The organism is Streptomyces fuscichromogenes, from assembly GCF_014645815.1.
Classification (GTDB): domain Bacteria; phylum Actinomycetota; class Actinomycetes; order Streptomycetales; family Streptomycetaceae; genus Streptomyces; species Streptomyces fuscichromogenes.
Genome location: NZ_BMML01000012.1, coordinates 246,112 through 270,324, shown reverse-complemented (window position 1 = coordinate 270,324; position 24,213 = coordinate 246,112). Strand labels below are relative to the sequence as shown.

Here is a 24,213-nt window from a genome sequence, read left to right as displayed (position 1 = left end):
TGTCCGAGCTTTCGAAAGTCGTGATGCGGGCTCGTGCCGGCCGCGGTGAGGGAGGCTGCCGGGAAGTGCTGGCCCACCGCTACGGAGGGAGGCGACGGGCCAGCACTTCCCCTGCCACAGCAGGCACCCCGTCGTACGGCATGACAGCGAAACGAAACCACCGCTGCGATCACCGGCTTGGACGTGGCCGCGGGCGAGGAAGACGATGCACCTGGACGAACTCCGGGACGGCGGTCTTTCAGGCCGTCATTCAGGCGGTCTTTCAGTGGTCCGCGACGTGACCGATTGCCGGGAGCACTCAGGCTCCTGAACTTGACTGAGTGATGTCGGAGCCGGTCGCCTGACGGGAGAGGCCCGTGTCCGTTCGAAGGGATCACCGGGGTGCCGACCGCACGCCGTCACGCCCGGGGCTACGAACGGCTCATCCAGCACTCGGAATCGCTGATCCGGCCGGCCCGCCTCCCGAGAAGCCGCATGGGACTGATCTTCCTCAAGGACAGTGTCATGTCCTCGGCCTGCCCCGGCTCAACCCGCGATGTCGACCAGTCCTCCCACCGGAGAACGAACTGAGACTACGTCCTGGCGGTCTCCCGCCGGACCTGGTGGGCGAAACGGCGCAGGAGACCCGACGCGCCGGAGCGGCGGCGAGCTCGGCGGTGCCGTGGACCAGCTCGGCAGCGGCAGGCTGGATGTACGGATCGGGGGCGTCTACGCACTGTGGCGGATCGCCGACCATTCCGTCCGCGATCACGAGGCGGTCGTCTCCATCATGGCGGCGTACCTTCGTGCGCACCTGCCCCGGCCGCCGCGGGAGCCGGGATCTCCGGCGGCGGAGGCGTCGATCAATTCGGTGCGGCCCTTGGAGACCCGCGGCGCGGATGCTCAGACGGCGCTGACGTGTCTCGGGGTTCTTCGCCGGGAACCGCGACCGGACTGGCTGAACGTCAGCCTCACCGACCTGCGAAGAGCCGACTGTGACGGGCTGTGGCTGACCGGAGTCAACCTTGACGGCGCGTGCCTGGAGGCGGCAAGCGTCTACCAGGTCGACCTGAGCAAGGCGTCACTCATAGCGGCCAATCTGCGGCATGCCGAACTCGGAACCTCGATCCTCCACCAGGTCCGCTGTATCGAAGCCGATCTGCGCGGCGCGCACCTGGTCAAGGCCGATGTGCGGGAGGCGGACTTCTCGCGTGCGGACCTGCGGGAGGCGAACCTGCGCAAGGCACGCGCCCAGGGTGCGGTGTTCGCCGGTGCGGACCTGCGGTTGGCCGACCTCCGAGGCTGCGACCTCAGCGGCGCAGACTTGCGGCAGGCGAAACTGGAGGGTGCACTGGCGAGTGACCTCACGGTCTGGCCGGCCGGGATCGGCGGTCGGACGGCCGGAGTGGTCGTCACCGCGGACCCTGGCGCCGAACCGGACAACCTGCTGCCGGCCGCCGCGCTAACGAGACAGGCCCCGCCACAGCAGACGCCATTCTTTTGGCGAGCCGAGCCGGTCTGGTCGAAATAGTGGATCACCGGAACCCGGTTCCCGCCCGCCGAGACGCACACACCTGGCCCACGATGAGAAGGGCACCAAGCCCAGGCGCACTGGTGAGTGAGATGTCACGGCAGACTGGGCCCATGGACGCAGGTCTCGCAGCCGTTCTGGGTGCCGCCGTCGGCTCCCTCGCAACTCTGGGCGCGGCAGTCGTCAACGGCCGGGTGCAGGCTCAGGCACAACAGGAACAGTGGCGCCGTCAGCAACGCCGCGACGCATGCGCCGACTACCTCAGCGCACTCCATGACCGCGACATCGCCATGGATGCCATCCTCGACGCACTGCGCTCAGATCAACCCGACCTGTCCGACGTCGATGAGAAAATCCGCCGCTTCATCGGCCTGGCCCGCGAGGTGCACCGCACTGCTGAGATCGTCATCCTTGAGGGTCCGGCTTCCCTGGCCAACGTTGCTCAACGAGTAACCCACGCCTCCAGCGACCTTGCGCAGGTCATGCGGCGGATGGCCGACGACGCCCGCGCGGGAGACACCACCCGCAAAGCCGAGGACACCGCCCTCGCTGCCGAACGAGAACGAACCCTCTACCAAGCGATCAAGGACTTCCGCCTCGCCGCACGCGACACCATCGACAGCACGAACTGATACCGATCACCCACCCTGGCCTGGGCCAGACGGCGTCGAAGTTCGAGGTTCTCGCCGTGGGCCGCCTCCAGGACCTTCCGGGGCCAAGTGGCCGCCTGACGGTGGTACTGCAGCTGTTGCGAAAGGCGGCCGCTCAGCGCGCACACGGCCGCTGAGGTCGAGGACGGTTCTTCGGTAGCGGCCCGGCGTACCCCGGGAACCTGGCCTTGCTTCGAGCGACAGCGTCAGCGCGCCGTAGACCGGCCGCTCGTCAGCTGCGGCGCAGTCACAGGCACCATCGAAGATACGGCTCTCCCAGCGCCACCGGTCCCCACCCGGATACGCAGTCAGACCACCGTTGCAGTTGCCGGTCACGAACTGCGAGCGGTAGACGCCGTCTTCCGCCAGCCTGCGAAGGATCGGACGCTCGGCCACCAGGCGGTCGGGATGGAAGTTCATCGTCAACCGCATCCGCGAATCGAGTGGACGCCCGACCGACGGGGCCGCCACATGCCGCAGGGCCTTCTCCTGCGGCGACCAGGAACCGTCATCACCCATCCGCGCAGTGTGCACGAACGCCTCCCGGCACGGCACCCGGAATATCGGGACCTCGCGCCACCGAGCCGTGGTGCGGATAGTCGTCCCCCGTCGCCTTGAAGGCGACGTCCGGCCTGCGCAGCAGACCTGTGGTCCAGCGAGCCGAACGGGAAGCGGTTGGCCACCAGGCCGAGATCCCGAACCGCGACTGGAGTTGGGGCACGGCGACGGCCCGGCAGCGACTCGTCCACCGTCTCGGCACCGTCAGCCAGATGACCGCTGACGGCAGTGAGCTCAACGGCCTGGGAAGACTCGCCGCGGCCATCAAGAGCGCCATGCTCACCCGATGGCCCGCGCTTCAACCACTGCCCCGACAAAGGCCGTAAGGGCACCAGCCCGCAACCTGGCCTACGATGTGGCCTCGCACCGCACGCCATGGATTTGCGACGCTCTGTGATCACTGGCGTGACCTGCCGAGCAGATGATTCGGGTGGAACTCCGGCTGCTCGGGCAGCGCGGTCGCGCATTGGCCCCAAGTCGGTTCGGACAGCCGTGAGGGCAACGCGGGCACTGTCAGCACCGGCGCATCAGCGACCGGGTCATCGCCGACAAGCTCCCGCGGATGCCGCGCTTCGGCTGCTCTGACAACTCATCTCGATTAGCTGTCAGAGTCGGTGGAATGTGCTGGCCGGACTGCTGTGGCAACGGTTGAATGCCGCCATGGAGAACACCTGGACCCCAGCTCATCAAGCAGTGGAGGACGAGGACGCAGAGACGTTGGCCCAGTTGTTGGCCCGGGGCGTTGACCCAGATGAGGTGTGCGACAACATGACGCTCCTGACGCACGCCATCGACATGGAGGGCGACGGCGCGCTGCAAAGCGGCAACCCGCTGACTGTGCGTACCGCTGCAGTACTGCTGGCCTTCGGTGCCGACCCGAAACTCCCAGACCCGGACGGGAAAACACCCATGGACCTCGCCCTTGACTACGGTCACGACCTGGCGGCCAAGCTGTTGCAGGGGCACATCAGCGAGTGAGGCGGCGCAGGCAGATGACGGTGCAGGCGATGACGCCGTAGGCACGGGCGGCCGCACTGAACGACTTCGTCGTGCCCCTTTTCATTTCATGGAGCGATTCTCGTGGCTCAGGATGCCAACCGTGTTCACCGGGCCGCACAGGTGGCGGAGGGCGGCGGTGCCCGAGGGATCGTCCCGGTCGAGGCACGACCGCCCCGGGACGACGAGGTGCGGGTCGACGTGGTGGCGAGCGGGATCTGCGGCGCCGACATCGGCGCGCTCGACGTCCGTGCGTCGAGCGTGGTGCTGCATGCCGAGCACGTCGTCCTTGCCGTACCGCCCGCGCTCGCCCTCTCGCACATCGAATTCGATCCGGAACCGCCCCCGGACCTGGCCCGCCTCGCCCGGAGGACTCCGGTGTGGATGGTGACGGTCGCCAAGGTCGTCGTCCGCTACTCCACCGCGTTCTGGCGCGGCGAGTAGCTCGCCGGGGCGGCGTTCAGCAGGACCGGTCCGTTGCAGGAGTTGCACGACATGCCGGGGTCTGACGGGCGGCCCGCCGCGTTGTTCGGCTTCGCTCCGGCCCAGGTCGTCGGCCCCGGCATCGAACAGGCGCTGACCGCGCGGCTTTCGCAGCTCTTCGGCGCCCGTCGTGCATCGCCTTCGCGAGAACTCCCTGTTACGAGGCGGCCTTCCGGTACGCCGGGCACATCGAGGGCGCTCTGGCCGCCGCCGAGCGAGCGGCGCATGCCGTTCTGTCCACGCCCTCTGGCCGCACGGCCGCCCCCGTTCCGTGACCAGGACAGCCGCTGAACGCGGAAGAGGTGAAGCCATGCATGAGATCGAAGCGCTGCTGCGCGAGTACGACCGCGCCCGTGCCTACACCGACGACCTGTGGATGGACCTCATTCCCGACGAGGTGTCCTGGCGCCCGCACGAGAATTCCAGCGCCATCGGCTGGCATCTCGGGCGCCAGGCCCACGTCGCCCACTTCGTGATCCGCAACCTCACCGCGGCCGGGCCCAGCCCGGACCCGGAACTGGACGGACTGATGGACTCGGCGAATCCGGAGAAATTCCGCGGAGCCCTGCCCTCCGTCCGGCGACTCACGGACTTCCGCACCACCGTCGCCGAACGCGTGCACGCCCGCACGGGCGACATCGCCGCAGGTCGGGTCGGCGCCCCCCGCACAACTCAGCATCGTCGCAACTCACTTGCTCACGACGCTCATCAACCACGAGTACCAGCACGAGAACCAGCATGCCCAGTGGATCAGCGAGGTGCGCGGCAACGATCTCGGGCACGTACTGCCGCCGGATCCCGACTGCGTACATGTCCGGCGCATCGACGGCTGCATCGCCGGCGCCACCCGGCGGCCCGAGCTCCGGTCTCGTCGTCGCGGCCGCCTGCTCCCCGGTCCTCGCCCTGACCGGCGGCGTCCCCGCTCTCGCCGTCCTCCCCGCGATCGCCGTCAGCGCGAGCCGCCGATGAGCCGACCCGGCCCGCCTGCCGGTGCCATCCTCACCGTGGACGGCACCGGCCTGATCTGCGTCACCCTCCGGAGCTCGCTGGCCTGGACCAGACGAGGTCGTCCCGTATCTGACCATCGCCCAGGTGAGCCGCTGCTCTGCTGGGTCTTGGTGTGGGCCAGAGAAGGCGTTCACAGCCACCCTTGCCGGACTCCGCAGGTTTTCCCGCGCCCCAGGTCAAGAGCGCACCTACCATTCACGGGAGGAGTTCCTCGGTCTGTGATCCGCGAGGTCCGCATGCGGGCAGGCCGGCGCCGGAGCGGAGGTCACTCGCGTACGTTCGCCAGCTCCAACGCGCTGCGGCGCAGGGAGAGGCCGGCCGAGGCGACCGCCGAGATCACGGCAAGCAGCGCGCAGGCGCCCAGGGCCGCCGCGAGCGTCGCCCACGGGATCTCGACGGACGTCCGCACCGAGAGCAGGCCCAGCGCGCCCCACATGCCCACCAGGTTGAGCCCGGCGACCAGCGCTCCCAGCAGTCCGCCGACCATGACCACCATCAGCGCCTCGGCGCCCACCAGCCGTAGGACCTGCCACCTGGTGGCGCCGACGAGCCGCAGTGCAGCCAGCTCACGTACCCGGTCGGAGGTCGCCATGACCATCGTGTTGGCCAGTGAGATACCGGTGTAGAGGAGGGCGATCCCGAGCACCAGGAAGAAGCCCGTCCGGGTCGTCCGGTCGGTCTCGGGGTGCGTCGCACGCACCCAGGCGTCCTTGGTGAGGACCTCCGCGCCCGACGCTCGCACCGCCTGACGCAGACCGGCGGCCACGGTGGCCGGGTCGGCACCGGCCGCAAGGCGTACGTCGACCCGGTCGACCGGCGCCGCGGGGGCGTTGCGCGGGGTGACGTAGACGCCGTTGTTGCCGGTGCCGATGGCCATGACCGCGGCGATCTTCAGGGACTTCCTCGTGCCGTCACCGAGCCATACGTCCACCCGCTCGCCCACGGTGTGTTTCTCCCACTCCTCGTTGACGATGATCGAGTCGTCGTCCAGATCGCCCGTCTTCCCTGCGGCGAGCGGGAGACGGGCCGTTGCCGCGAGCGGTTCCGGCTCGGCGGCCCTGGCATCGGATCTGATGAGCGCCACGCCGTCCTCCAGGACGTACACGGCGGTCGACGAGCTCGCCGAGACCTTGGCGCCGGACACGGCCCGAAGCCGCCGCAGCGTCGCCTCGTCGAAGCCGGCGTCGCCCGCCGGGGCGACCACGAAGTCGGCTGCCGTCCGATCGCGCACTTCGGTTGCCTTCGCCTCGTTGAGGGTGGCGGTGGCGCCGAGCAGCGAGCCCGCCAGCGCGACCGTGACCAGCACGGGCGCCGCGACGGCGGTGGTGCGGCGGACTGCGGTGGCGGCGTTCTCCCGCACCAGCATTGCGCCGGGGCCCGGCAGTTGGGCCGGCAGCCAGGCGATCAGGCGGGTCAGTGGCCGCACCAGCACCGGCGCGAGCAGCGCGACCGCGGTGATCAGCAGCATGGGTCGGCTCACGTAGGTCTTGCGCTGCAGCAGGTCGCCCGGGTTCGTCACCAGGGCCAGGCTCAGGGTCACGACGGCGGTGATCAGCAGGGCCGCGCCGAACAGCCAGCGGCCCCATGTCATCGGTCGGGTGTCGACGGACGCCTCGCGCAGTGCCTCGGTGGGACCGGTGCGTCCGGCCCGCCAGGACGCGGCCAGCGCACCGCACAGGGCCACCAACAGGCCCGTCCAGAACGCCAGGTGATAGGGCCAGGTGTAGTCGCCGATGGTGAACCAGCGGGGCGCGAGGCTCTCGTCGACCGCCCACTCGGCGAGTTCGGGAGCCCCGTGGGAACCGAGCACACAGCCGGTGGCCGAGGCGAGCACACCGACCGCGAGCGCTTCGTGCACGACCATGCGGCGGATCTGGCCCGGGGTCGCCCCGGCGGTGCGCAGCAGCCCGAACTCACGGCGCCGCTGGCCCACGGCGAACGCGAAGGTCGAGGCCACCACGAACACCGACACGAACCCGGTGACACCGCCGGCCGTGCCGAACATGGCGTTCATCGCGGTGAGGGCCTTGCTGTCCCGGTCGGGGTCGGGGTCGGCGTACCGGCGCGCGTCCCCGGTGAGGACCTGGACGCCCTCGCTGCCGCGCACCGCCTCGCGCACGGCCGCCGCATCGGCGTCGACCACGAGTTGGAGACTGCGCGGCGACAGTGCGGCGGCACCGGCGTCGGTGTAGAACACGGCGTTCTCGAAGCCGAGCCCGCCCACGGTGCCGACGACGCGCACGGTGCCGCTGTCGGTCCGTACCCGGGTTCCCGGACGGGCCCAGTCACCGCTGACGACGACCTCGTCCGCGGCCCCGGGCGCGCGTCCCGCGTCGAGCTCGTACGGTGCGAAGGCTGCGGTGGACCAGGGGTGGCCCACCAGATCGGCGGGCCCGCCCTCGGCCCGTACGGCGAACGACCGGTCCTCGACGACGGTTCCGAGGTCGCGCAGCTTCGCGATCGTGTCGGCGGGCACGGGACGCGGCTGCGCGAGCTTCTGGGTGCGGTCGCCGATCGAGGTGGGCACCTCGATGGTGTCCTGGCCCTTGACGACGACCGGCGCGACGGCGAACCGCTCCGGCCCTCGGTCAGGTGCATCCAGCGAGGACGCCAGGACCAGCCCCATGACGGCGATCAGCGCCACGCCCACGGAGAGGGCGACGAAACTGCCGACGAAGGTGACCCAACGGGTGCGCAGGGAGCGCAGCGTGGTGCTCAGCACGGCGCCGCCTCGAGCTTGGTCATGCGCGACGCGATGTCCTCGGCGGAGGCGCCGGTCAGCTCGCCGTTGACACGGCCGTCGACGAGGAAGACGACGCGGTCGGCGTGGAAGGCGGCGACAGGATCGTGGGTGACCATGATGATCGTCTGGCCGTCCCGGTCCACCATGCCGCGCAGCAGGGTCAGCACCTCGCGGCCGGTCCGAGAGTCGAGCGCGCCGGTCGGCTCATCGCCGAACAGCACTTCGGGACGGGTGATCAGGGCGCGGGCCAGGGCAACCCGCTGCTGCTCACCGCCGGACATCTCCGTCGGCCGGTGCCGCGTCCGGTCGCCGAGTCCGACCTGCTGGAGCGCGTCTCGCACCTGGGCCTTCTTCGGGCGGCGGCCGGCCAGCCGCAGCGGCAGGGCCACGTTCTGCTCGGCTGTCAGCGAGGGCAGCAGGTTGAACGCCTGGAACACAAAGCCGATGCGCTCGCGGCGCAGCAGGGTCAGCCTGGTCTCGCTCATCGTGGTCAGCTCCGTGTCGCCCACGATGACCGAGCCCGACGTGGGCCGGTCCAGGCCCGCGGCGCACTGCAGCAGGGTCGACTTGCCGGACCCGGACGGGCCCATCACGGCGGTGAACGTCCCCCTCGGGAAGGCGAGCGACACCTGGTCGAGGGCGGTGACGGAGGTCCCGCCCGCTCCGTACCGCTGGGTCACGGAGCGCAATCGGATCGCGTCGTTGTTCATGTGTTCTCCCACCAGTACCTGCTCCTCGGCTCGTTGGGTCCTCCACGAAACCGCGGAAGCCCCGCGTGACGCAGTACGGCCTGAACGAGACTTGGAGTAGTGCCAGGCCTACCCCCGAGACGGACCCTGGACCGATGGCACCGGACCGGTGGGGCCGCTTACGGTCATGCACATGCACCCTGGAAATGTGTGGCAGGCCATGTCTCGGCCGGGCTTCCTGCTGTCGGCCTGGCCCTGGCGCGCCGCCGCGTATCTGCTCACCGGCGCGGTGACCGGCTTCGCCACTCTGGTGGGGATCGTGACGCTGGCAGTGGTCTGCGGTGCGCTCGCCATCGTCCTGGTGGGGCTGCCCCTGCTCGTCGTGGTCGCCCTCAGCGGGATCCCGGTGGCAGGGGTGGAGCGGTGCAGGCTGCGCCTGACCGACCGCAACCCGTTGGCCAGTCGGCACCAGGTGCCGGCCGCGCCGGGGCTCTGGGCCTGGCTGACCACCCGGCTGCGTGAACAGGGGACCTGGCGGGAGCTCGGGTACGCGCTGCTGTTCGCCGGGCTGCTGTGGCCGGTCGACGCCCTGGCCATCACGGTCGCCCTGCTCTTCCCGCTGTCCATGGTCGCCACCCCGCTGCTGATGGCCACGATCGGCGACGGTCACGAAGCGAAAGTGCTCAAGCAGTGGACGGTCACCACCTGGCCGGCCGCTTTCGGCGTCGCCGTACTGGGCCTGCTCCTGACGGGCCTGGGCGCATACGTGCTCGGCGCCACCGCGGGCGCCCGCGCTGAGCTGGCCCGGCTGCTGATCGCCTCCCGCGAGGGCGAGCTCGGTGCCAAGGTGGTCGAACTGGCCCGCTCCCGCGCCCGGTTGGTGAATGCCTTCGAGGCGGAGCGGCGTCGTATCGAGCGCGATCTGCACGACGGCGCCCAACAGCGCCTCGTGGCCCTGATGATGGTCCTCGGGCTGGCCCGCCTCGATGCCCCGCCCGGACCGCTCACCGACCAGCTCATCAGGGCCCACGAGGAGGCGGGCAAGGCTCTCGCGGAACTGCGCGAGCTCGTTCAGGGCATCTGTCCCAAGGTCCTGACGGACTACGGCCTCCAAGCCGCGGTCAGCGACGCCGCCGACCGCTGCGTGATACCCGTCGACGTAGACCTCGAACTGCCGGGCCGGCCAGCCGAGGCGGTCGAGTCGGCGGCGTACTTCGTGGTCTGCGAGGCGCTGGCCAACGTCGCCAAGCACAGCCGGGCCCACCGCGCGCAGGTGAGCGGCGGTCATCGCGACGGACGCCTGTTCCTCGAAGTGCGCGACGACGGCTGCGGCGGCGCGGACCCCTCGGCGGGCAGCGGCCTCACCGGTCTCGCGGACCGGGTATCGGTCCTGGATGGCAGACTTGCCCTGACCAGCCCCCCGGGTGGACCGACTCTGTTGCGTGTGGAGTTTCCTTGCGAGTTGACCGAGGCGGCCGACCACTCCGCGTAGTGCTGGCCGAGGACAGCGTGCTCCTGCGGGAAGGACTCATCGGCCTGCTCAGCCGCTTCGGCCACGAGGTGGTGTCGGCTGTCGGGGACGCGCAGGCACTGGTTGCCGCCGTCGAGGAGCATGCCCCCGACATCGTGGTGACGGACGTACGCATGCCGCCCGGTTTCCAGGACGAAGGGCTGCACGCGGCAGTGCGGCTGCGCGAGAAGCGCCCCACTCTTCCGGTCCTGGTCCTCAGCCAGTACGTGCAGCGGACTTACGCCGCCGAGCTCCTGGACTCCGGCGACGGATCTGGCGTCGGCTATCTACTCAAGGACCGAGTGGGTCAGGTCGAGGAGTTCGTAGAAGCGCTGCACAGGGTGGCGGACGGCGGGACAGTGGTCGACCCCGAGGTGGTGCGCCAGTTGCTGCGCCGCCGCCGCGATCCGCTGGAGCAGCTCACCCCGCGCGAACACGAGGTGCTGGCACTGATCGCCGAGGGCAGGTCCAACGGCGCGATCGCCAAGGAGCTGGTGGTTTCCGAAGCGGCGATCGGCAAGCACATCGGCAACATCCTCACCAAGCTGGACCTGCCCCCAACGGACAGGACCCATCGCAGGGTCCTGGCCGTCCTTACCTATCTGCGCGCCTGACCCACCGAAGGCACCGAGCCGCCGTGCCTGCCAGACATCAGCAGCAAGATACGGCGGCGACACAAGCCCGTGCCGCCCGGCGAACTCGCACGGTTCCTGTCCACACCGAGCAGGCGTCCCACCTGGTCACCGAGGAGCTGGTGGCCGGCAGGGCTTCTTCGACTTCTACCGCACCAAGGTCTCGCCGAGGCTGCGGAACTGAGGGACGGACCGCAGCGCGCTCGTCGTGATCAACATCTACGCCCCTGAGGACGCCGAGCGGGTCGTACCCGTGCCGGTGGATCTGATCGGCCGGGCCGGGACTCTGCTGCGGCTCCTGGACGTCGGAACGGTGGTCCTGACCGGTCAGGTCACCGAGCAGTGCGTCCGCTGGACATGACGGAGCGCAACATGGGCGCCCGGATCGTCCTCGCGACGGTGGTCGAATTCCGGCATGCTCGGTGACCCGGCCAGGTCGGTGCCCCTCAGTGTCCGAGAACTGGTGCTGCAGGATCCGGTGGCAGGCGGCGGAGGACCACCCCGTCGAGTCCGTCGAGTCTTCGCTGCTCAGGGTCGGGTCCGAGCCCTACGTCGGCCCACCAGTCGGCGCCGTCCTCCAGATAGCGCAGCAGGATGCCCTCGCGCAGGGCCCAGGGGCAGATCAGTACGGTCTTCACGCCGCTCAGTTTCATCGCGGTGTGCCCGACGATCGCTCCCGCGAGGCTCTGCCGGGCCCGGGGCGCCGAGATTCCCGGCAGCCCGGCCCGCTCGGCCACCGGCAGGGCCGCCAGCCGGGCGATCGCGCGGCGCAGTTCGCCCCGGTCCAGGGTCCGTTCGGCGAACGGGCCGTCCCGTCCGGGCGCGGCGCCGCACAGCCGGGCCAGCTGCTGGAACGTGCGTGAGGTGGCGACGACGGTGTGCGGATGCTCCCAGCGGATCCGGGCGGAGGCGTCGCGCAGCTGATGACGCACGGTGCGGCGCAGGGCCAGCAGTTCCTTCTCCGACGGAACCTCGCCGTCGCCGAGGAACTCGTTGGTCAGCCGGTTCGCACCGAGCGGCAGGGACACGGCGAACTCCGGCATCCGGCCCCGCCCGAAGGCCACTTCGAGGGAGCCGCCTCCGATGTCGAAGACGGCCAGCGGTCCGGCCCGCCAGCCCATCCAGCGCCGTACACCGAGGAAGGTGAGCTCGGCCTCCACCTCGCCGGGCAGTACACGCAGACGTACGCCCGCCTTCTCGGCCACGGCTCGCAGTACGGCTGCGCGGTCGGGGGCGTTGCGTACGACGGCGGTGGCGAACGCCAGCGGTTCCGGGGCACCCCAGCGGGCGGCGATCTCGGCGGCTCTGCGGAGGGCATTGACCAGTTCTTCCGTGGCCCGCTCGCCGAAGTGGCCGTCCGGCCCAACTTGTTCGGACAGGCGCAGCTTCCACTTCGCGGTGTGCACCGGCAGCGGTACACCGTCCGCCGCGTCCGTCACAACGAGCCTGACCGTGTTCGAGCCCGCGTCCACCACGCTCAGTCTCATGCCCTGTGCGTACCCAGGGCCGCCGGTGTGATGCGGCCCGTACACAGCAAGGATCGGCCATATCACCACACGGCCGATCGCCCCCGCAGGTGACCGGTCGCACGAATCCCGAACACCGTACCGCCCGCCGGCCACAGCTCCTCCGCCGGAAGGCCGGTGACGATCTCGTGGCGTACGACCTGTTCGTGCACCGCGCAGGCCGAAACAGGGAGCGTGCGACTGATGACAGGAGTCTTCACGCAGTGTGATGGGCAGGCGATGAATCGCCGGCGGCACACGGGTACCGTGCCGCCGCCCAGCAGCGCCACGCTGCGCCGGTACGCCGACCAGCTCCAGCGCCCGTTCGACGCGCTCGGGAGCCGGTTCGCCCTCGCGACGAGCACGTGCTCCATCACGTCGGCAGGGACGCACCGTAGTGCGCAACGGGCAGGTACCCCAGGGCGGCCGAGGCGGCAGCCCTCTCGATGAACGTGATCAATGTCGGCTTGTCGGACCACTGCGACGGCATCCGCAGAAGCGACACCATGCATCCGGTCTGCTGGTGCAGGTGTGGGCTCGGTCACACGGGGGACTTGGTGGGTAAGGCGGGTTCAGCAGCGTTCCCCTGGGGACTGGCCCGGCCCAGGCTTCTCTGGTTCAGCCGAAGTGCCGGGGGAGCCGCTCGCCCGGGGTCACGACAGGGTGCCCTCCTCGCAGACCCGGCGGGCGACCTCGCGCAGCTTGATGTTGTTCGCCTGGGAGTAACGGCGCAGGACGTTGAACGCCTCCTCCTCGGTGAGGCGGTGGCTGCCCATGATGATGCCCATGGCCTCACCGATGGTGTGACGGGTGGCGAGAGCCTCTTCCAGCTGGGCGTGGGTACGGGCGGCGGAGAAGGCGACCGCCGCATGGGAGGCCAGCAGCCATCCGGCCAGCTCGCTGGCCTGGGTGAACGCGCCGGGCTCGCGTGAGTAGAGGTTCAGCGCGCCGAGATCTTCCTCTTCGGTGAACAACAGGAAGCCCATCATGCTGCCGATGCCGAGCCGGTGTGCCTGGGGGGCGTAGGCGGGCCAGCGCTGGTGCTCGGTGGTGAGGTCGGAGATGCGGAAGACCCTTTCGCCCTGCGAGGTCCGGGCGGCGTCGTAGCACGGTCCTTCGCCCAGCCGCTGCTGCAGCCGGTCGCTGTCGGTGACCAGCTGGTGGGTGGGGGCGAGTGTCTCCACCTGCGAGTCGTGCAGCACGAGGATGCCCGCCGCGTCACAGCCCTCGACCAGTTCGGTGGCCGACGCGGTGATCCGCCTCAGCGTGGCATCGACCGAGTCCTGTGCCAGAAGATCCCGCGCCATCGACGCCATCTGCTCCGCGAACCGACCCCAGTCCACCGTCGTCCTCCGCTACTCGTCACGTCTGGACAAGCCTCATGACCAGCTTTTCACGCGAGGCCCGCGATCACCTCGCAGCCGGATACCTGTGGCGGACCGGAAGACGACTCAGGGCGCTTGCTGGAATCCGGTCGCATCGGGCCCCAGGGCGGGTGGCCGTTCGTGAGCATCGACCAGCGCGGAGCCGCAACCGCCCACCCGCCGTCACCCCCCGTCGCGGCGCGGACAGCGGACAAGCGGATCGCCAGACCGGAGATCGAATCGCTTGGGTCGGCACTCCGAATGAAAGCGCCCCGCCGGCCCCTCAGCTCCGTGCCCGCCCTGGGCAGCGGACGGGGCCGACGGCTCCCACGACGCCCTCGCACAGGCCCACGGCGGAGCACTGGTCAGCGCGGACCTCGTCGCCTTCCTGGAGTCCTCCCTCGTGGGACGGCAATGTCAGTCTCGGTCAACGTCTCGTGAATCTTTTACAAATCTGTCGAGTCTCGTGCGTCCTGCGTCCGTACTGCCTCGTAGCCCCGTCCCTGGACGGCTCTATGACCTTCAGGAGGTCCAGTGCGCTTCTCGTGGAATGTGACGGGAGCTTTCGTCATCGGCGGTGCCATGAGTCTTGCGCTCGCGGCGCTCGTCTACCCGGGTGCGTTGGGGGCCGGTACGGCGTCCGCCTCTTCCGACCCCGTCATCGCCCAGACCCAGTGGGGTCCGCTGACCGAGGCAGATCGGGACTTCGTCGTGAAGGTCCGCGCGGCCGGGCTGTGGGAGTACCCGGTCGGCCAGATCGGATTGCAAAAGAGCACCACGAAGGCCGTTGTCACCGCGAGCCGGCACCTGGTCGACGGTCACGCCGCGCTGGACACGACCTGCCGCAGGATCGCGCCCCTACTGAACATCACGCTGCCCAATGTGGCGAGCCCTCAGCAGCAGGCCTTTGTGTTCACCCTGACGGCCGACAGCGGCGATCAGTTCGACGCGGACTTCGCCAACATCCTGAGGATGACACACGGATCCATCTTCAACACGGTGGCGAAGATCCGCTCCACCACCAAGAACACGCTCGTCCGCGCCTTGGCAGACCAGGCCAATGACACCGTGCTTGATCACATCACCGTCATGGAGAAGACAGGTCTGGTCAACTTCGATCAGACTCTCTTGAAACAGACCAGCGCGCCCACGCTGCCTGCGTCCGACCTGACCCCGCCTCCGCCGTCCTTCGGTGAGCCCGTGGTGGTGCTCACCCCACCTCCGAGCGCCACTTCCACTTCGGTGGACATCGGCGCGATCACGGCAGGCGAGGCGGGTGGCGGCGCAGTTCCCGGTTCCGGCTCGACCACGGGTTGAGAACACGTCGGACGCCGTTGAAGGGACGGACCCTCTACCGTCGGGCGCACCGTGCGACGCCCAGGTGCCCCGCTTCCAGGCCGGAAGCGACTTCCCGCCGTTGTCAGGAGGGCGGCACGGGCTGGCGCTGACCGGGAGTTCGGTGCAGGCCGGGGCCGTGCGACGGCTGGCCGGCGAACACGACGCGCAGGCGACCGTCGGCGCACTCCGTGCGGTCGAGGACGCCTTCAGCAGGTCGCTGGTGCCCGGCGTGGACACGCCGCCGGGTGCATTCCGCACAGCGATCGCGGGTCGCAGTTCCGGTCACGGAAGATCGTCCGGGCGCTCGACGGCAACGGAACGGCCGGATCGACAGGAAGGGCAGGAAGGGTCGGGGCGGCAGGCGACAACGCTGCCACGGAGTCCTTCTCCAGCCTCCTGCAGAAGAACGTCCTCGACCGTCACGCGGGCACCAGGCCGTGTGACCGAACCTGTCGCCCAGACCTGCGGCGACCCGCCGGACACCCCGTCGATCGGTATCGCACAGCAGTCATCGCCTCGGTCGTGAAAACGGCGGTCACCTGGGTGATGCAGACACGCGTCGTCGAGCTCAACCGCCACGACAGCGAGGCGGGGCGAGGCCGTCGTTCCGTGTCGGCGAGGACGCTGGTGTCCAGGCGTGCGAGGAGGTCGGCGGGGTCCGGGTACACGGCGTGAGTGCTGGCCTCTTCGAGGTCCACGTGGGGGATGCCGCCGGACAGGACCGCCGCCGGGGTCACTCCGTCCCGTACGGCCGCCTTCATGTCCCAGACGCTGTCACCGACGAACAGGGCTCGTTCGCTCGGAACACCGGCGTTTTCCCTGGCCTGCCTTGGCTGCCACCGCAGTCGCCTGCTTGGAGAGGGAAGGCGGACAATGATATACAAACTGATCGCCTGCTGAGTGTCAGAGTACCGAGCCATGTGCCCACTCGGGTACGGAGTTGCGTGCTCAGTGGTTGAGCAGGTCACGGAAGGCCACCGAGCTCAAGAAGCGCTGGCCGGGCAGCGGTAACCGACCCGGCAATGTGTGGACTAGGAGCCGACGGGCCGGAGTCGTTCACCGTTCGCGCGAGCGACGACGAGGTCGCCGTTCTCGAAGCTGACCCGATCGCCAACTGCCAGGAACAGAGGGCCGGCCAGCTCGAAGACGTATCCGTCATCGGTATCGAGTTCGTTCACGAGCACCAAGCGCGAGGCGGCTGTGGTCCCATCGGCGATCAGACGCATGACTGGATGGTCCCAGGCGACCGCGGCCGCCGCGAAGGGGATTGCTCAGGCGACGTCGGCGTCCCCGCCGATGGCGGCGAGTCGGTTCGTCAGCAGGCAGCCGGACCCGCTGACCGGGACGACTTCGCAGTGGTGGAGGAGCCGGTCGAGGATCGCGGTGGCCAGGACCTCGTCCACCACGAGGACGCCTGGCCCGCGGAAGCCGCACGAGTCCTGGCCCGGGGCGCTCCGCATGGGGTTCACCTGTCGTCGGCGTTCAGATCACGCGGTGGCCGCAGGCCGAGCTTCTCCAGCAGCCGCAACTCCTCTGAAAGGTCGATGCGGCGCTCGGCGATGGCAGGGGCAGGCGGATTCTCGGCAAGCAGCCGGGCCACCCCGTCGAGGAGAACCTGGGGGCGGTGCAGCCCTGCCTTCGGTTCGACCACCCGACGAGCGGGCAGCCCGGTCAGATCCGTCAAGTGGCCCTCCGCTCCGGGCAGGTGCGGTCCGGTCAGCAGCAGCCCGCCGGCAGTCGCCTGCCGGAGGGTCTCCGGCGGTACTTCACCCAGCACCTGCTCCACGAGGCCCGCCACCGGCTGACAGGCAGGGGCCACGGCGGCGCGCAGTTCGGTCGGCGACAAGGTGACCGAACCCGGCTGCGGAGGGAAGACACGATCCTCGGTGATCACCGACCCGTAGACGGGCCCGGGGCCGGGGCCGGGCACCGTTGACGACGGCGCGAACACGCCGCCGTGAACGAGGGCCGCCCACGCCTGCTCCAGGCCGGCGTCGAGCCGGTGCTCGTCCCGCAGGTGCTCGACCACCGCCTGGGCCAGACCTCGCGTGCCACCGGTCGCCAGACCACCGGCGATCGCCTCGCGCCCGGCGACGACAGCGACCGAGGTGCGTAGCCCGCTCTATCCGACCTGACGGCGACTCATGGAGCCGGATTGGCTGCGATGTTCGCGGATCGGTCCGGAACGGAGGCAGGCACGGCTTCCGGGTGACCATGAGGTGTCGAGTCGCTGATCACCGCAAGGGAAGACCGTGCCTGGCCGCTCATCATCGCCCATCCCTGCCGGGGGCTGGGCCGGCTCGCTGCTGCCCGGCCTCCCGCGCTGGGGAACGCCCCGGCCTGCTGGGCTGCCTCGCGGTGGCGCCTGATCTGTGCGGGCAAAGGGCCGCCGCCATCCTCTCGTCTTCGTCCTCGCACTGGCCGCTTGCGCCGCCCTGACCGGCGCGAGACCTCTGACCGCGATCGCCGAGTGGGCCGCACGGCGAGCCTGACTGCAGTCGTGGATCCCATCCCCGGTTTTGAACACGTTCAACTCTATGGTCTAGGCTCACCCGAGACGAAGGAGGGGGAGCCGATGAAGATTGTGATTCCCGGGGGTACCGGACAGGTCGGCGCGGTCCTGAAGCGCGCACTGGACGCCGCCGGCCACGAGGTCGTGATTCTCACCAGACGCCCCGGGCGTGCGGGCGAGGTCCCATGGGACGGTCGGACCCTGGGGTCATGGACGGCGGCGGTGGACGGCAGCGATGTCGTGATCAATCTGGCCGGACGCACGGTGAGTTGCCGATACACGGCGGCCAATCTGCACGAAATGATGGACTCCCGGGTCGACTCCACCCGGGTCGTGGGCGCCGCGATCGCGGGCGCTGCCCGACCGCCCCGGGTCTGGCTGCAGATGAGCACCGCCACGGTGTACGCGCACCGCTTCGACGCCCCCAACGACGAGGCCACCGGTGTGATCGGCGGTACCGAACCGGGCGTGCCGGACTACTGGGCGTACAGCGTCGAGATCGCCAAAGCCTGGGAGCAGGCTCAGCAGGAGGCCGAAACGCCGGCCACGCGCAAGGTCGCTCTGCGCTCGGCCATGGTGATGAGCCCGGACCCCGGCGGGGTCTTCGCCGTCCTGCTGGGACTGGCCCGCCTGGGTCTCGGCGGCCCGGTCGCCGGTGGAGCGCAGTACGTGTCGTGGATCCACGAACACGACTTCGTGCGCGCGGTGGAGTTCTTGATCGACCGGGAGGACGTCGCAGGGCCGGTGAACCTGGCGGCTCCCCGTCCGCTGCCGCAGCGCGCATTCATGCGCACCCTGCGCTCCGCGTGGGGTGTACCGGTGGGTCTCCCCGCGACCAAGTGGATGGCCGAGGTCGGCGCGTTCGCTCTGCGTTCCGACACCGAACTGCTGCTGAAGAGCCGCCGTGTCGTCCCGGGCCGACTGACCCAGCTGGGCTTCGACTTTCAGTACGCACAGTGGCCGCAGGCCGCGGACGAGCTGGTGCGCCGGGTACGCAAACGGGCCGGAGGCGGTTCCGCGGCACGCCGGTGAACGGAATCCCGGACGGCGGCCGATCCGGCCGGCCGCCGAAGCGGAATGAAAACGCTTCTTGGCTCCTGGTCTGGCGCATGCGAACCCCGACATCATGGGTCTAGCTGGTTGTCCTGACGGGTGCACTGCTGTGCCCGTGGTGTCGGCCGCTGAGCTCGGCGTCGAGTGTCTCCTGAGCCACACGCATGGCATCGGCGTACACGGGGTACTGCAGCCGCTTCCAGATCTCGCCCTCAGAGACGTCCTCAACGTAGCTGACCACCCACCAGATGTTGCCGAAGGGGTCCTTGATACGCCCTCCGCGCTGTCCGAAAGCGTCGTCGGACAGGGAAGTGACGACATGGCCGCCGGCTGCGACGGCTTGTGAGAACGCGCCGTCCGCATCGGCGACGAAAACGCGCAGCAGGCTCGGCATGGTGGGCCAGTCCGCGTGTCGGTCGAAAGCCAAGACGACGGTGTCGCCGACTCGGATCTCGGCGTGACCGATCAAGCCGTCCTCGGTCGACACCCGCCCGAGTTCCTCGCCCCCGAACGCCTGGGCAACGAAGTCGAGGAAAGCCCCCGTGTCGTCGGTGACGACCCAGGGCGCAACGGTGGTGTAGCCCGCCGGCGTTGTGCTGGTCTGCTCGGGCATGGCGGTCCCTTCGCTGATGTTGGTTGGCGGCAGTGACGATAGGAGTGAGCTAGGTCAGCTTCTGACCTAGACAGTGAGCTTGGGTCGCGACGAGCGCCACCCGCCTGCGTATCGCCCGTGCGGCAGCGTCCGAGCGGCGCGACTCCCGCCCCGGAACCGTTCTTTCTGCCACCACGTCACAAGGTCATGAAGCGGACCTCTCTCCTCGCCTCCACGGCCCTTGCGACGGTCGCCCTCTCCACCACGTCCGTCGCCCAAGCCGACAACGACGGCCCGCACACCGCGCCGCCCGCCCTCACCGGTGTCCAGTGGCACGCCCGCACCGTTACCATCGACGGTGTCGCTCACCCCGTGCCGAAGGGTTCCCGTGCGGGGCTGATGTTCGACGCCGACAAGCCCGCCGTCACCGGCCACGACGGTTGCAACGGCTTCTCAGGCAAGGCGGTCGTGGACAGTGACCGGTCCGCAATCACCTTCGGCAGCGAGTACGCGTCGACGACGATCGCCTGCTACCCGCCCGACCATGTCGACGTCATACCCTCCGCCGGCACCTACAAGGCTCAGGTAACGGCCCGCACCCTCACCCTCACGGGCCCGGCCGGCCAGGTCATCACACTGACGCGGTGAGGCGGCGCCCCGGCCGAATCCGCCTCCCGGACCTACTACGACCAGAAGATCGCCCAGGGCAAACTCCACGCTCAGCCCCTGATCCGCCTCGCGAACCGCAGCCGTCGGCCAGAGTCACCTTCCCGGCCTGTTCGCGAGAAGAACGACTCGATCGGCTTCGACGTCGAAGCCGAGCACCGGATGGCCATAGTCGCCCTCCGGGTCCATCAGCACCGGCTTGCCCAGGCGCCGCCCGATCTCCCGCAGGAAGCCGCACAGGACATCAAGGCGGTCCTGGCCCTGCAACTCCCACAGGTCGACATCGAAGTCGACTTCATCGTCAGCAAGGAAACGGAAGATCGCCAGCACATCGGCCGTCGGCCAGACCCGCAACTCCGGGAACTCGGCATCCGCCGGACGGGACAGCACAGCCTCCGCCCGGGGAACCGGAAGCACCGTTTCCCCTTCGGAGTACTGGCACGTCCAGCCCTTCTCCGCGACCAGGTCGAGGACCTCCTGCCACTCCCCCACCGAGGCGTTCGGGACACGCACGTCCGGCAACGACCCCACCAAGTCAACGTCGAAGAAGCACTTCACGTCATCCCACAGCAGATCAGCCACCCCGCCATGCTCCCCGGTTCCCCGACCCAACGCACCCCGTTTCCCCGCACCTCCGGCCTCTTCGGGCCCTTCGAGCTCTTCCACGATCGCAGGCGGGCGAAGAGTCAGAACGCGAGGAGAGAGATCACCACGCGGACATCCAGGTTGAGCAAGGCGTCCACCAGTCGCGGTCGGCTCGCCGCTGACCGGCAGACACGTCGAACCGCTTCGGCACCGTATCGCTGATCGTCACCTCGATGACCTCCTCGCCCCTCGGTTACCTCTGGTTCGTGGCCTGATCCTCCTCGGCGGCGGCTTCGCTCGGGTACAGCGCGATCATGGCCCAGGCCACCGCGGGCATCGACGAGTCAGGGCAAGGCCTTTTGTCCGGCCTGGTACAGATCTCCGGCCAGGTGGCCGCCGCCGACTTCACGCCCGGCCGGCCCGGCCTGGACCTGGTCACGGGTGTCGCGGTGGTCGGGCTGCTGCTGAACCTGATCCCCGTACTGCGGCCGCGGCGACGCCGAGACCCGTCAGCTGTGGGGTACGCCAGTGTCTGCTTCGCGGCGTCGTGGGCGAGCTGCACGGCTCCTCGGCAGTGCACCGGCTGTCGTATGCGTGCTGATGCATCGTCCCGTCCTCGGTGGGAGGGTCAGTCGGACGACGTACGGGCCGGTGCGGGACGGGGATCAGGCGCGGGCGGCGGGTCGTCGTCCTCCCGGATGCCGTGGCGGGCGTAGAAGCGCCGCAGGGGCGCCGGCGCCCACCAGTTCGCGTTTCCCAGCAGGCGCATCGTGGCCGGTACCAGCAGCGCCCGGACGATCGTCGCGTCCACCAGGACGGCGATGAGCATCGCCACCCCGATCAGCTTGATGAACGTGATTCCGGAGACGGAGAACAGCCCGATCACGACCAGGATGAGCAGCGCGGCGCTGGTGATGATCCGGCCGCTGCGCTGCAGCCCGACCGCGACCGCCGCGGTGTTGTCGCCGGTCCGGTCGTACTCTTCGCGGATCCGGGACATCAGGAAGACCTCGTAGTCCATCGACAGCCCGAACACGACCGCGAGGACCAGGATCGGCTGGGTCGCCTCCAGCGTCCCGGTGGAGGTGAAGTCCAACAGGCCGGACAGATGGCCGTCCTGGAAGATCAGGACCAGTGCGCCGAACGAGGCTCCGAGCGACAGGATGTTCATCACGATCGCCTTGACCGGCAGCACCACGGAGCCGAAGGCGAGGAACAGCAGGACGAAGCCGGCGCCGCCGATGATCAGCGCCATCCAGGGCAACAGGCGCCCCACGGCGTCGAGTTGGTCGGTCAGCTGGGCGGTCTGGCCACCCACCAGCGCCTCACCACCCGGTGGTGCCGGTACGGCCCGGATCCGGCTCACGAGATCCCGCGACCGGGGAGATATGGGGTCACCCTGGTACATGACCGTGACTCGGGCGACATCGCCCGACCTGCCCGTGACCTCCGCTCCGGACACCCCGTCGACCGTGCGGACGGCGGCGGCATAGCGCTCCAGACCGGCCCGGTCCGACGAGGTCACGATCGCCTCGATGGGCACCTGCCCGTTCCGGACGAAGTCCCGGTCGAGGGTCTCCGAGACCACACGGCTCTCGGTACCCGTCGGCAGCACCCTCGGGTCGATACCTCCGAACTCGACGCGCAGGAACGGTGCGGCGGCCAGCAGCAGGACCGCGAGCACCCCGGTCGCATAGCCGACCGGGCGGCGCATGATGCTGTGCGCGAGGCGGTACCAGAACCCGTGCGCGCCCGTGTCCTCGTCCCGTGGGAGAGCCGGTGGCGGGCGGCGGAGCAGCCGCCGTACCGAAAGTGCCTCGACCCGGGGTCCGAGGACGGCGAGCAGGGCGGGCAGCACGGTCAGCGCCGCCGTCATCGCCACCACGACCGCGGACAGACCGCCGAGGCCCATCGAGCGGAGGAAGGACATCGGGAAGATCAGCAGTCCGGCCAGGGAGACGGCGACGGTGACGCCGGAGACCGCGACCGTACGGCCGGCGGTGGCCATGGTGCGGGCGACGGCGTCCTCGACATCGAGCCCGCGGGCGATCTCCTCCCGGAACCGCCCGACCATGAACAGGCCGTAGTCGATGGCCAGCCCCAGCCCGAGAATCGTCACCACGTTGACCGAGAAGACCGAGACGTCGGTCAGGTAGGTCGTCACGCGCAGCGCGGTGAACGCTCCGAGGATCGCCAGCGCGCCGATCGCGAGCGGCAGGCTCGCCGCGGCCACGCTGCCGAAGACGACGACCAGGAGCACGAGCAGCACCGGTATGGAGATCGTCTCGGCGAAGGCGATGTCCGCCGCGACCCGCTCGCGGATGTCGCGGTCGACCGTGGTGGCGCCGCCGATCCGGGTGCGCAGGCCGGGCGCGGCCAGTTCGTGCTCGATCTCGTCCAGCGCTTGGCCGCGCTGTGCCTCGTCGTCGCCGGCCAGGGTCAGCACCGCGTAGGTGGCGTGCCGGTCGTGGCTGACCAGGGCCGGGTTGCCGGTGCTCCAATAGGTGACGGTCCGGGTCACCACGGCGCGGGGAAGCGCTTGGACGGTCTCCGTGACGGCTCGCCGGAACGCCGGGTCGTCGACTGTCGTGCTGCGGCTGGTGTACAGGACCACCGCGTCGTTGCCGGTCCGGCCCAACGTCGCCTCGGCACGTGCGGCCGCGCGTGAGCTCTGGCCGGCCGGATCGTCGAACCCTCCGGTGGTCAGCGAGCCGAAGACCCGCGTGCCCCAGATGCCACCGAACGCCAGGAAGACCGCGGCCAGGCCGATCACCCACCACCGTCGGCGGACCGTCGTCCGCCCCAGCCTCTCGAACATCGCCGTCTCCTCCTGGCTTCGTCGGCTCGGTGGTGTCAGCGCGCGGCGCGCTTGACGAGGGCGGCCGTCGCCGCGGGCTGCGCGATCATCGCGACATGTGAGGTGTCGGCCTCGAAGGTGTGTGCGCCGGCCCGGCGCGCCATGAACCGCTGCGCCGCCGGGGGCAGCACCTGGTCGTCGCGGCCCACGAGGTACCAGGACGGAATGGTCTTCCAGGCCGGGGCGCCGGACGGCTCCCCGAGGGTGCGCACGTCCGCCGGCCGCTGGCCGGCCCACATCAGCTCGGCGGTTCCCTTCGGCAGGTCCCCGGCGAACACGTCGTGGAAGACCTCCTTCTTGATGTAGCCGTCGACGAGGCCCTCACCGTAGGGACGGAAGTCCAGCGCCTCCTCGCTGAGCCTGCTTCCCGGGAACTTCGTCTGCAGTCCCAGCAGCGTCTCCCCCTGATCGGGCACGAACGCGGCCACGTAGACCAGCGCCTTCACGTTCGGGTTGCCGGTCGCGGCGTTCGTGACGACGATCCCGCCGTAGGAGTGCGCGACGAGGACGAGCGGGCCACTGAGCGTCGCGAGGATGCCGGCCAGGTAGGCGGAGTCGGAGGCCACGCTGCGCAGGGGGTTGGGCGGTGCGATGACCGGATAGCCGTCGCGGATGAGCCGGGAGGCGACCCCGTTCCAGCCGGAGGCGTCGGCGAACGCGCCGTGCACGAGCACCACGGTGGGCTTCTGGCCGCTGCCGCTGCGGCTTCCGGTGTGTGCCTGCGCGGCGGGCGCGTCGAGCGCGGCGCCCACCACCACCGCGGCGGATCCGGCCAACAGCCCCCGGCGAGTTGTCGTCATCAATGTGCACCCTTCGATATCCGGTGTTCTCAGTGGTGATCGCGGGTCAGCGTAGAACCGGCTACTTGACGAGCACTGAACAGAAATCCGGGCGCCCTCCAGGGGCCGCTCCACCATCAGTTCCGTTGTTGTCAAGCACGTCGAACCAGCCTGCGGACACGA

Annotated in this window: 24 protein-coding genes and 3 pseudogenes; 12 read left to right on the top strand and 15 right to left on the bottom strand. The window is 69.7% G+C overall.

Annotation, left to right across the window (positions count from 1 at the left end; genetic code table 11):
* The first annotated feature begins 661 nt into the window (after window positions 1–661).
* Complete coding sequence (locus tag IEZ11_RS26595; RefSeq protein WP_229713373.1) at window positions 662–1,510, top strand: pentapeptide repeat-containing protein; 849 nt, start codon at window positions 662–664, stop codon at window positions 1,508–1,510.
* Window positions 1,511–1,623: 113 nt separating this feature from the next.
* On the top strand, window positions 1,624–2,142 hold the full coding sequence (locus IEZ11_RS26590; protein ID WP_189265387.1) for a proline dehydrogenase: 519 nt from the start codon (window positions 1,624–1,626) through the stop codon (window positions 2,140–2,142).
* A 225-nt stretch (window positions 2,143–2,367) separates the two neighbouring features.
* On the opposite strand, the pseudogene IEZ11_RS26585 reads toward IEZ11_RS26590, so the two are convergent.
* Window positions 2,368–2,580: pseudogene (locus tag IEZ11_RS26585) on the bottom strand (DUF3626 domain-containing protein); the annotation flags it as partial.
* Between the two features lie 798 nt (window positions 2,581–3,378).
* Between IEZ11_RS26585 and IEZ11_RS26580 the strand changes: the two are divergent.
* The 3 genes from IEZ11_RS26580 to IEZ11_RS26570 all read left to right on the top strand — a co-directional run bounded on the left by IEZ11_RS26580 (window position 3,379) and on the right by IEZ11_RS26570 (window position 5,104).
* Window positions 3,379–3,696 (top strand): ankyrin repeat domain-containing protein, encoded by a 318-nt coding sequence (locus tag IEZ11_RS26580; RefSeq protein ID WP_189265428.1) that lies wholly within the window; start codon window positions 3,379–3,381, stop codon window positions 3,694–3,696.
* 102 nt (window positions 3,697–3,798) lie between these two features.
* A complete protein-coding gene (locus IEZ11_RS51100) occupies window positions 3,799–4,158 on the top strand; it encodes an FAD-dependent oxidoreductase (protein WP_229713372.1) in 360 nt (119 codons plus the stop codon).
* Between the two features lie 349 nt (window positions 4,159–4,507).
* Entirely contained in the window at window positions 4,508–5,104 is a 597-nt protein-coding gene (locus IEZ11_RS26570) for a DinB family protein (protein WP_229713371.1), read from the top strand.
* Between the two features lie 366 nt (window positions 5,105–5,470).
* Here IEZ11_RS26570 and IEZ11_RS26565 read toward each other — a convergent pair whose 3' ends face one another.
* On the bottom strand, window positions 5,471–7,927 hold the full coding sequence (locus tag IEZ11_RS26565) for an FtsX-like permease family protein (protein ID WP_189265386.1): 2,457 nt from the start codon (window positions 7,925–7,927) through the stop codon (window positions 5,471–5,473).
* Window positions 7,921–8,658: an ABC transporter ATP-binding protein gene (locus tag IEZ11_RS26560; protein WP_189265385.1), complete on the bottom strand. Its 738-nt coding sequence runs from the start codon at window positions 8,656–8,658 to the stop codon at window positions 7,921–7,923. The genes IEZ11_RS26565 and IEZ11_RS26560 overlap by 7 nt, the downstream gene beginning before the upstream one ends.
* 199 nt (window positions 8,659–8,857) lie before the next feature.
* On the opposite strand from IEZ11_RS26560, the gene IEZ11_RS26555 reads away from it, so the two are divergent.
* From IEZ11_RS26555 to IEZ11_RS26545, 3 genes are all read left to right on the top strand, one after another.
* Window positions 8,858–10,129: a sensor histidine kinase gene (locus IEZ11_RS26555; protein WP_189265427.1), complete on the top strand. Its 1,272-nt coding sequence runs from the start codon at window positions 8,858–8,860 to the stop codon at window positions 10,127–10,129.
* A complete protein-coding gene (locus IEZ11_RS26550; RefSeq protein WP_189265384.1) occupies window positions 10,129–10,761 on the top strand; it encodes a response regulator transcription factor in 633 nt (210 codons plus the stop codon). Before IEZ11_RS26555 ends, IEZ11_RS26550 begins: the two co-directional genes overlap by 1 nt.
* A gap of 226 nt (window positions 10,762–10,987) precedes the next feature.
* Window positions 10,988–11,140 (top strand): hypothetical protein, encoded by a 153-nt coding sequence (locus tag IEZ11_RS26545; protein WP_189265383.1) that lies wholly within the window; start codon window positions 10,988–10,990, stop codon window positions 11,138–11,140.
* Between the two features lie 85 nt (window positions 11,141–11,225).
* On the opposite strand, the gene IEZ11_RS26540 is transcribed toward IEZ11_RS26545, so the two are convergent.
* The 4 genes from IEZ11_RS26540 to IEZ11_RS26530 form a co-directional block, all read right to left on the bottom strand.
* A complete protein-coding gene (locus IEZ11_RS26540) occupies window positions 11,226–12,266 on the bottom strand; it encodes a Ppx/GppA family phosphatase (RefSeq protein WP_189265382.1) in 1,041 nt (346 codons plus the stop codon).
* A gap of 62 nt (window positions 12,267–12,328) precedes the next feature.
* The gene (locus IEZ11_RS52255; protein ID WP_189265381.1) at window positions 12,329–12,658 is read right to left on the bottom strand and encodes a hypothetical protein; all 330 of its coding nucleotides are present in this window, start codon (window positions 12,656–12,658) and stop codon (window positions 12,329–12,331) included.
* Window positions 12,658–12,792 (bottom strand): hypothetical protein, encoded by a 135-nt coding sequence (locus IEZ11_RS52035; RefSeq protein ID WP_268239927.1) that lies wholly within the window; start codon window positions 12,790–12,792, stop codon window positions 12,658–12,660. Before IEZ11_RS52035 ends, IEZ11_RS52255 begins: the two co-directional genes overlap by 1 nt.
* A gap of 145 nt (window positions 12,793–12,937) precedes the next feature.
* Window positions 12,938–13,600 carry a GAF and ANTAR domain-containing protein gene (locus tag IEZ11_RS26530; protein WP_189265426.1) on the bottom strand — a complete coding sequence of 221 codons (663 nt, stop codon included), beginning with the start codon at window positions 13,598–13,600 and terminating at the stop codon, window positions 12,938–12,940.
* A gap of 618 nt (window positions 13,601–14,218) precedes the next feature.
* Here IEZ11_RS26530 and IEZ11_RS26525 point away from each other — a divergent pair.
* Both IEZ11_RS26525 and IEZ11_RS26520 read left to right on the top strand, forming a co-directional pair.
* Window positions 14,219–14,965 (top strand): DUF4142 domain-containing protein, encoded by a 747-nt coding sequence (locus IEZ11_RS26525; RefSeq protein ID WP_229713381.1) that lies wholly within the window; start codon window positions 14,219–14,221, stop codon window positions 14,963–14,965.
* Window positions 14,966–15,235: 270 nt separating this feature from the next.
* Window positions 15,236–15,418: pseudogene (locus tag IEZ11_RS26520) on the top strand (IS3 family transposase); the annotation flags it as partial.
* Window positions 15,419–15,600: 182 nt separating this feature from the next.
* Here the strand turns inward: IEZ11_RS26520 and IEZ11_RS51090 are convergent.
* The 4 genes and pseudogenes from IEZ11_RS51090 to IEZ11_RS26500 all read right to left on the bottom strand — a co-directional run.
* A pseudogene (locus tag IEZ11_RS51090) lies at window positions 15,601–15,810 on the bottom strand (HAD family hydrolase); the annotation flags it as partial.
* 207 nt (window positions 15,811–16,017) lie between these two features.
* A complete protein-coding gene (locus tag IEZ11_RS26510; RefSeq protein ID WP_189265380.1) occupies window positions 16,018–16,212 on the bottom strand; it encodes a hypothetical protein in 195 nt (64 codons plus the stop codon).
* A 45-nt stretch (window positions 16,213–16,257) separates the two neighbouring features.
* A complete protein-coding gene (locus IEZ11_RS26505; RefSeq protein WP_189265379.1) occupies window positions 16,258–16,446 on the bottom strand; it encodes an ATP-binding protein in 189 nt (62 codons plus the stop codon).
* A gap of 5 nt (window positions 16,447–16,451) precedes the next feature.
* Complete coding sequence (locus tag IEZ11_RS26500) at window positions 16,452–17,015, bottom strand: hypothetical protein (protein ID WP_189265378.1); 564 nt, start codon at window positions 17,013–17,015, stop codon at window positions 16,452–16,454.
* A gap of 546 nt (window positions 17,016–17,561) precedes the next feature.
* Here IEZ11_RS26500 and IEZ11_RS26490 point away from each other — a divergent pair.
* On the top strand, window positions 17,562–18,530 hold the full coding sequence (locus IEZ11_RS26490; RefSeq protein ID WP_189265376.1) for a TIGR01777 family oxidoreductase: 969 nt from the start codon (window positions 17,562–17,564) through the stop codon (window positions 18,528–18,530).
* A 100-nt stretch (window positions 18,531–18,630) separates the two neighbouring features.
* Here the strand turns inward: IEZ11_RS26490 and IEZ11_RS26485 are convergent, their stop codons facing one another.
* On the bottom strand, window positions 18,631–19,164 hold the full coding sequence (locus IEZ11_RS26485; protein WP_189265375.1) for a VOC family protein: 534 nt from the start codon (window positions 19,162–19,164) through the stop codon (window positions 18,631–18,633).
* Between the two features lie 186 nt (window positions 19,165–19,350).
* On the opposite strand from IEZ11_RS26485, the gene IEZ11_RS26480 reads away from it, so the two are divergent.
* Complete coding sequence (locus IEZ11_RS26480) at window positions 19,351–19,791, top strand: META domain-containing protein (protein WP_189265374.1); 441 nt, start codon at window positions 19,351–19,353, stop codon at window positions 19,789–19,791.
* A gap of 114 nt (window positions 19,792–19,905) precedes the next feature.
* Here IEZ11_RS26480 and IEZ11_RS26475 read toward each other — a convergent pair whose 3' ends face one another.
* The 3 genes from IEZ11_RS26475 to IEZ11_RS26465 form a co-directional block, all read right to left on the bottom strand.
* Window positions 19,906–20,391, bottom strand: a complete 486-nt coding sequence (locus IEZ11_RS26475) for a hypothetical protein (protein ID WP_189265373.1) — start codon at window positions 20,389–20,391, stop codon at window positions 19,906–19,908.
* A 631-nt stretch (window positions 20,392–21,022) separates the two neighbouring features.
* Window positions 21,023–23,212 carry an MMPL family transporter gene (locus tag IEZ11_RS26470; protein WP_189265372.1) on the bottom strand — a complete coding sequence of 730 codons (2,190 nt, stop codon included), beginning with the start codon at window positions 23,210–23,212 and terminating at the stop codon, window positions 21,023–21,025.
* A 35-nt stretch (window positions 23,213–23,247) separates the two neighbouring features.
* The gene (locus IEZ11_RS26465; protein ID WP_189265371.1) at window positions 23,248–24,051 is read right to left on the bottom strand and encodes an alpha/beta fold hydrolase; all 804 of its coding nucleotides are present in this window, start codon (window positions 24,049–24,051) and stop codon (window positions 23,248–23,250) included.
* Between the last annotated feature and the right edge of the window lie 162 nt (window positions 24,052–24,213).

What these genes read in the sequence shown, in the direction of transcription:
- IEZ11_RS26590 (WP_189265387.1), top strand. Translation starts at nt 1,624, where the DNA reads ATGGACGCAGGTCTCGCAGCCGTTCTGGGTGCCGCCGTCGGCTCCCTC.
- IEZ11_RS26580 (WP_189265428.1), top strand. Translation starts at nt 3,379, where the DNA reads ATGGAGAACACCTGGACCCCAGCTCATCAAGCAGTGGAGGACGAGGAC.
- IEZ11_RS26570 (WP_229713371.1), top strand. Translation starts at nt 4,508, where the DNA reads ATGCATGAGATCGAAGCGCTGCTGCGCGAGTACGACCGCGCCCGTGCC.
- IEZ11_RS26560 (WP_189265385.1), bottom strand. Translation starts at nt 8,658, where the DNA reads ATGAACAACGACGCGATCCGATTGCGCTCCGTGACCCAGCGGTACGGA.
- IEZ11_RS26555 (WP_189265427.1), top strand. Translation starts at nt 8,858, where the DNA reads ATGTCTCGGCCGGGCTTCCTGCTGTCGGCCTGGCCCTGGCGCGCCGCC.
- IEZ11_RS26540 (WP_189265382.1), bottom strand. Translation starts at nt 12,266, where the DNA reads ATGAGACTGAGCGTGGTGGACGCGGGCTCGAACACGGTCAGGCTCGTT.
- IEZ11_RS52255 (WP_189265381.1), bottom strand. Translation starts at nt 12,658, where the DNA reads ATGGAGCACGTGCTCGTCGCGAGGGCGAACCGGCTCCCGAGCGCGTCG.
- IEZ11_RS52035 (WP_268239927.1), bottom strand. Translation starts at nt 12,792, where the DNA reads ATGGTGTCGCTTCTGCGGATGCCGTCGCAGTGGTCCGACAAGCCGACA.
- IEZ11_RS26530 (WP_189265426.1), bottom strand. Translation starts at nt 13,600, where the DNA reads ATGGCGTCGATGGCGCGGGATCTTCTGGCACAGGACTCGGTCGATGCC.
- IEZ11_RS26510 (WP_189265380.1), bottom strand. Translation starts at nt 16,212, where the DNA reads ATGCGTCTGATCGCCGATGGGACCACAGCCGCCTCGCGCTTGGTGCTC.
- IEZ11_RS26505 (WP_189265379.1), bottom strand. Translation starts at nt 16,446, where the DNA reads ATGCGGAGCGCCCCGGGCCAGGACTCGTGCGGCTTCCGCGGGCCAGGC.
- IEZ11_RS26490 (WP_189265376.1), top strand. Translation starts at nt 17,562, where the DNA reads ATGAAGATTGTGATTCCCGGGGGTACCGGACAGGTCGGCGCGGTCCTG.
- IEZ11_RS26485 (WP_189265375.1), bottom strand. Translation starts at nt 19,164, where the DNA reads ATGCCCGAGCAGACCAGCACAACGCCGGCGGGCTACACCACCGTTGCG.
- IEZ11_RS26480 (WP_189265374.1), top strand. Translation starts at nt 19,351, where the DNA reads ATGAAGCGGACCTCTCTCCTCGCCTCCACGGCCCTTGCGACGGTCGCC.
- IEZ11_RS26470 (WP_189265372.1), bottom strand. Translation starts at nt 23,212, where the DNA reads ATGTTCGAGAGGCTGGGGCGGACGACGGTCCGCCGACGGTGGTGGGTG.
- IEZ11_RS26465 (WP_189265371.1), bottom strand. Translation starts at nt 24,051, where the DNA reads ATGACGACAACTCGCCGGGGGCTGTTGGCCGGATCCGCCGCGGTGGTG.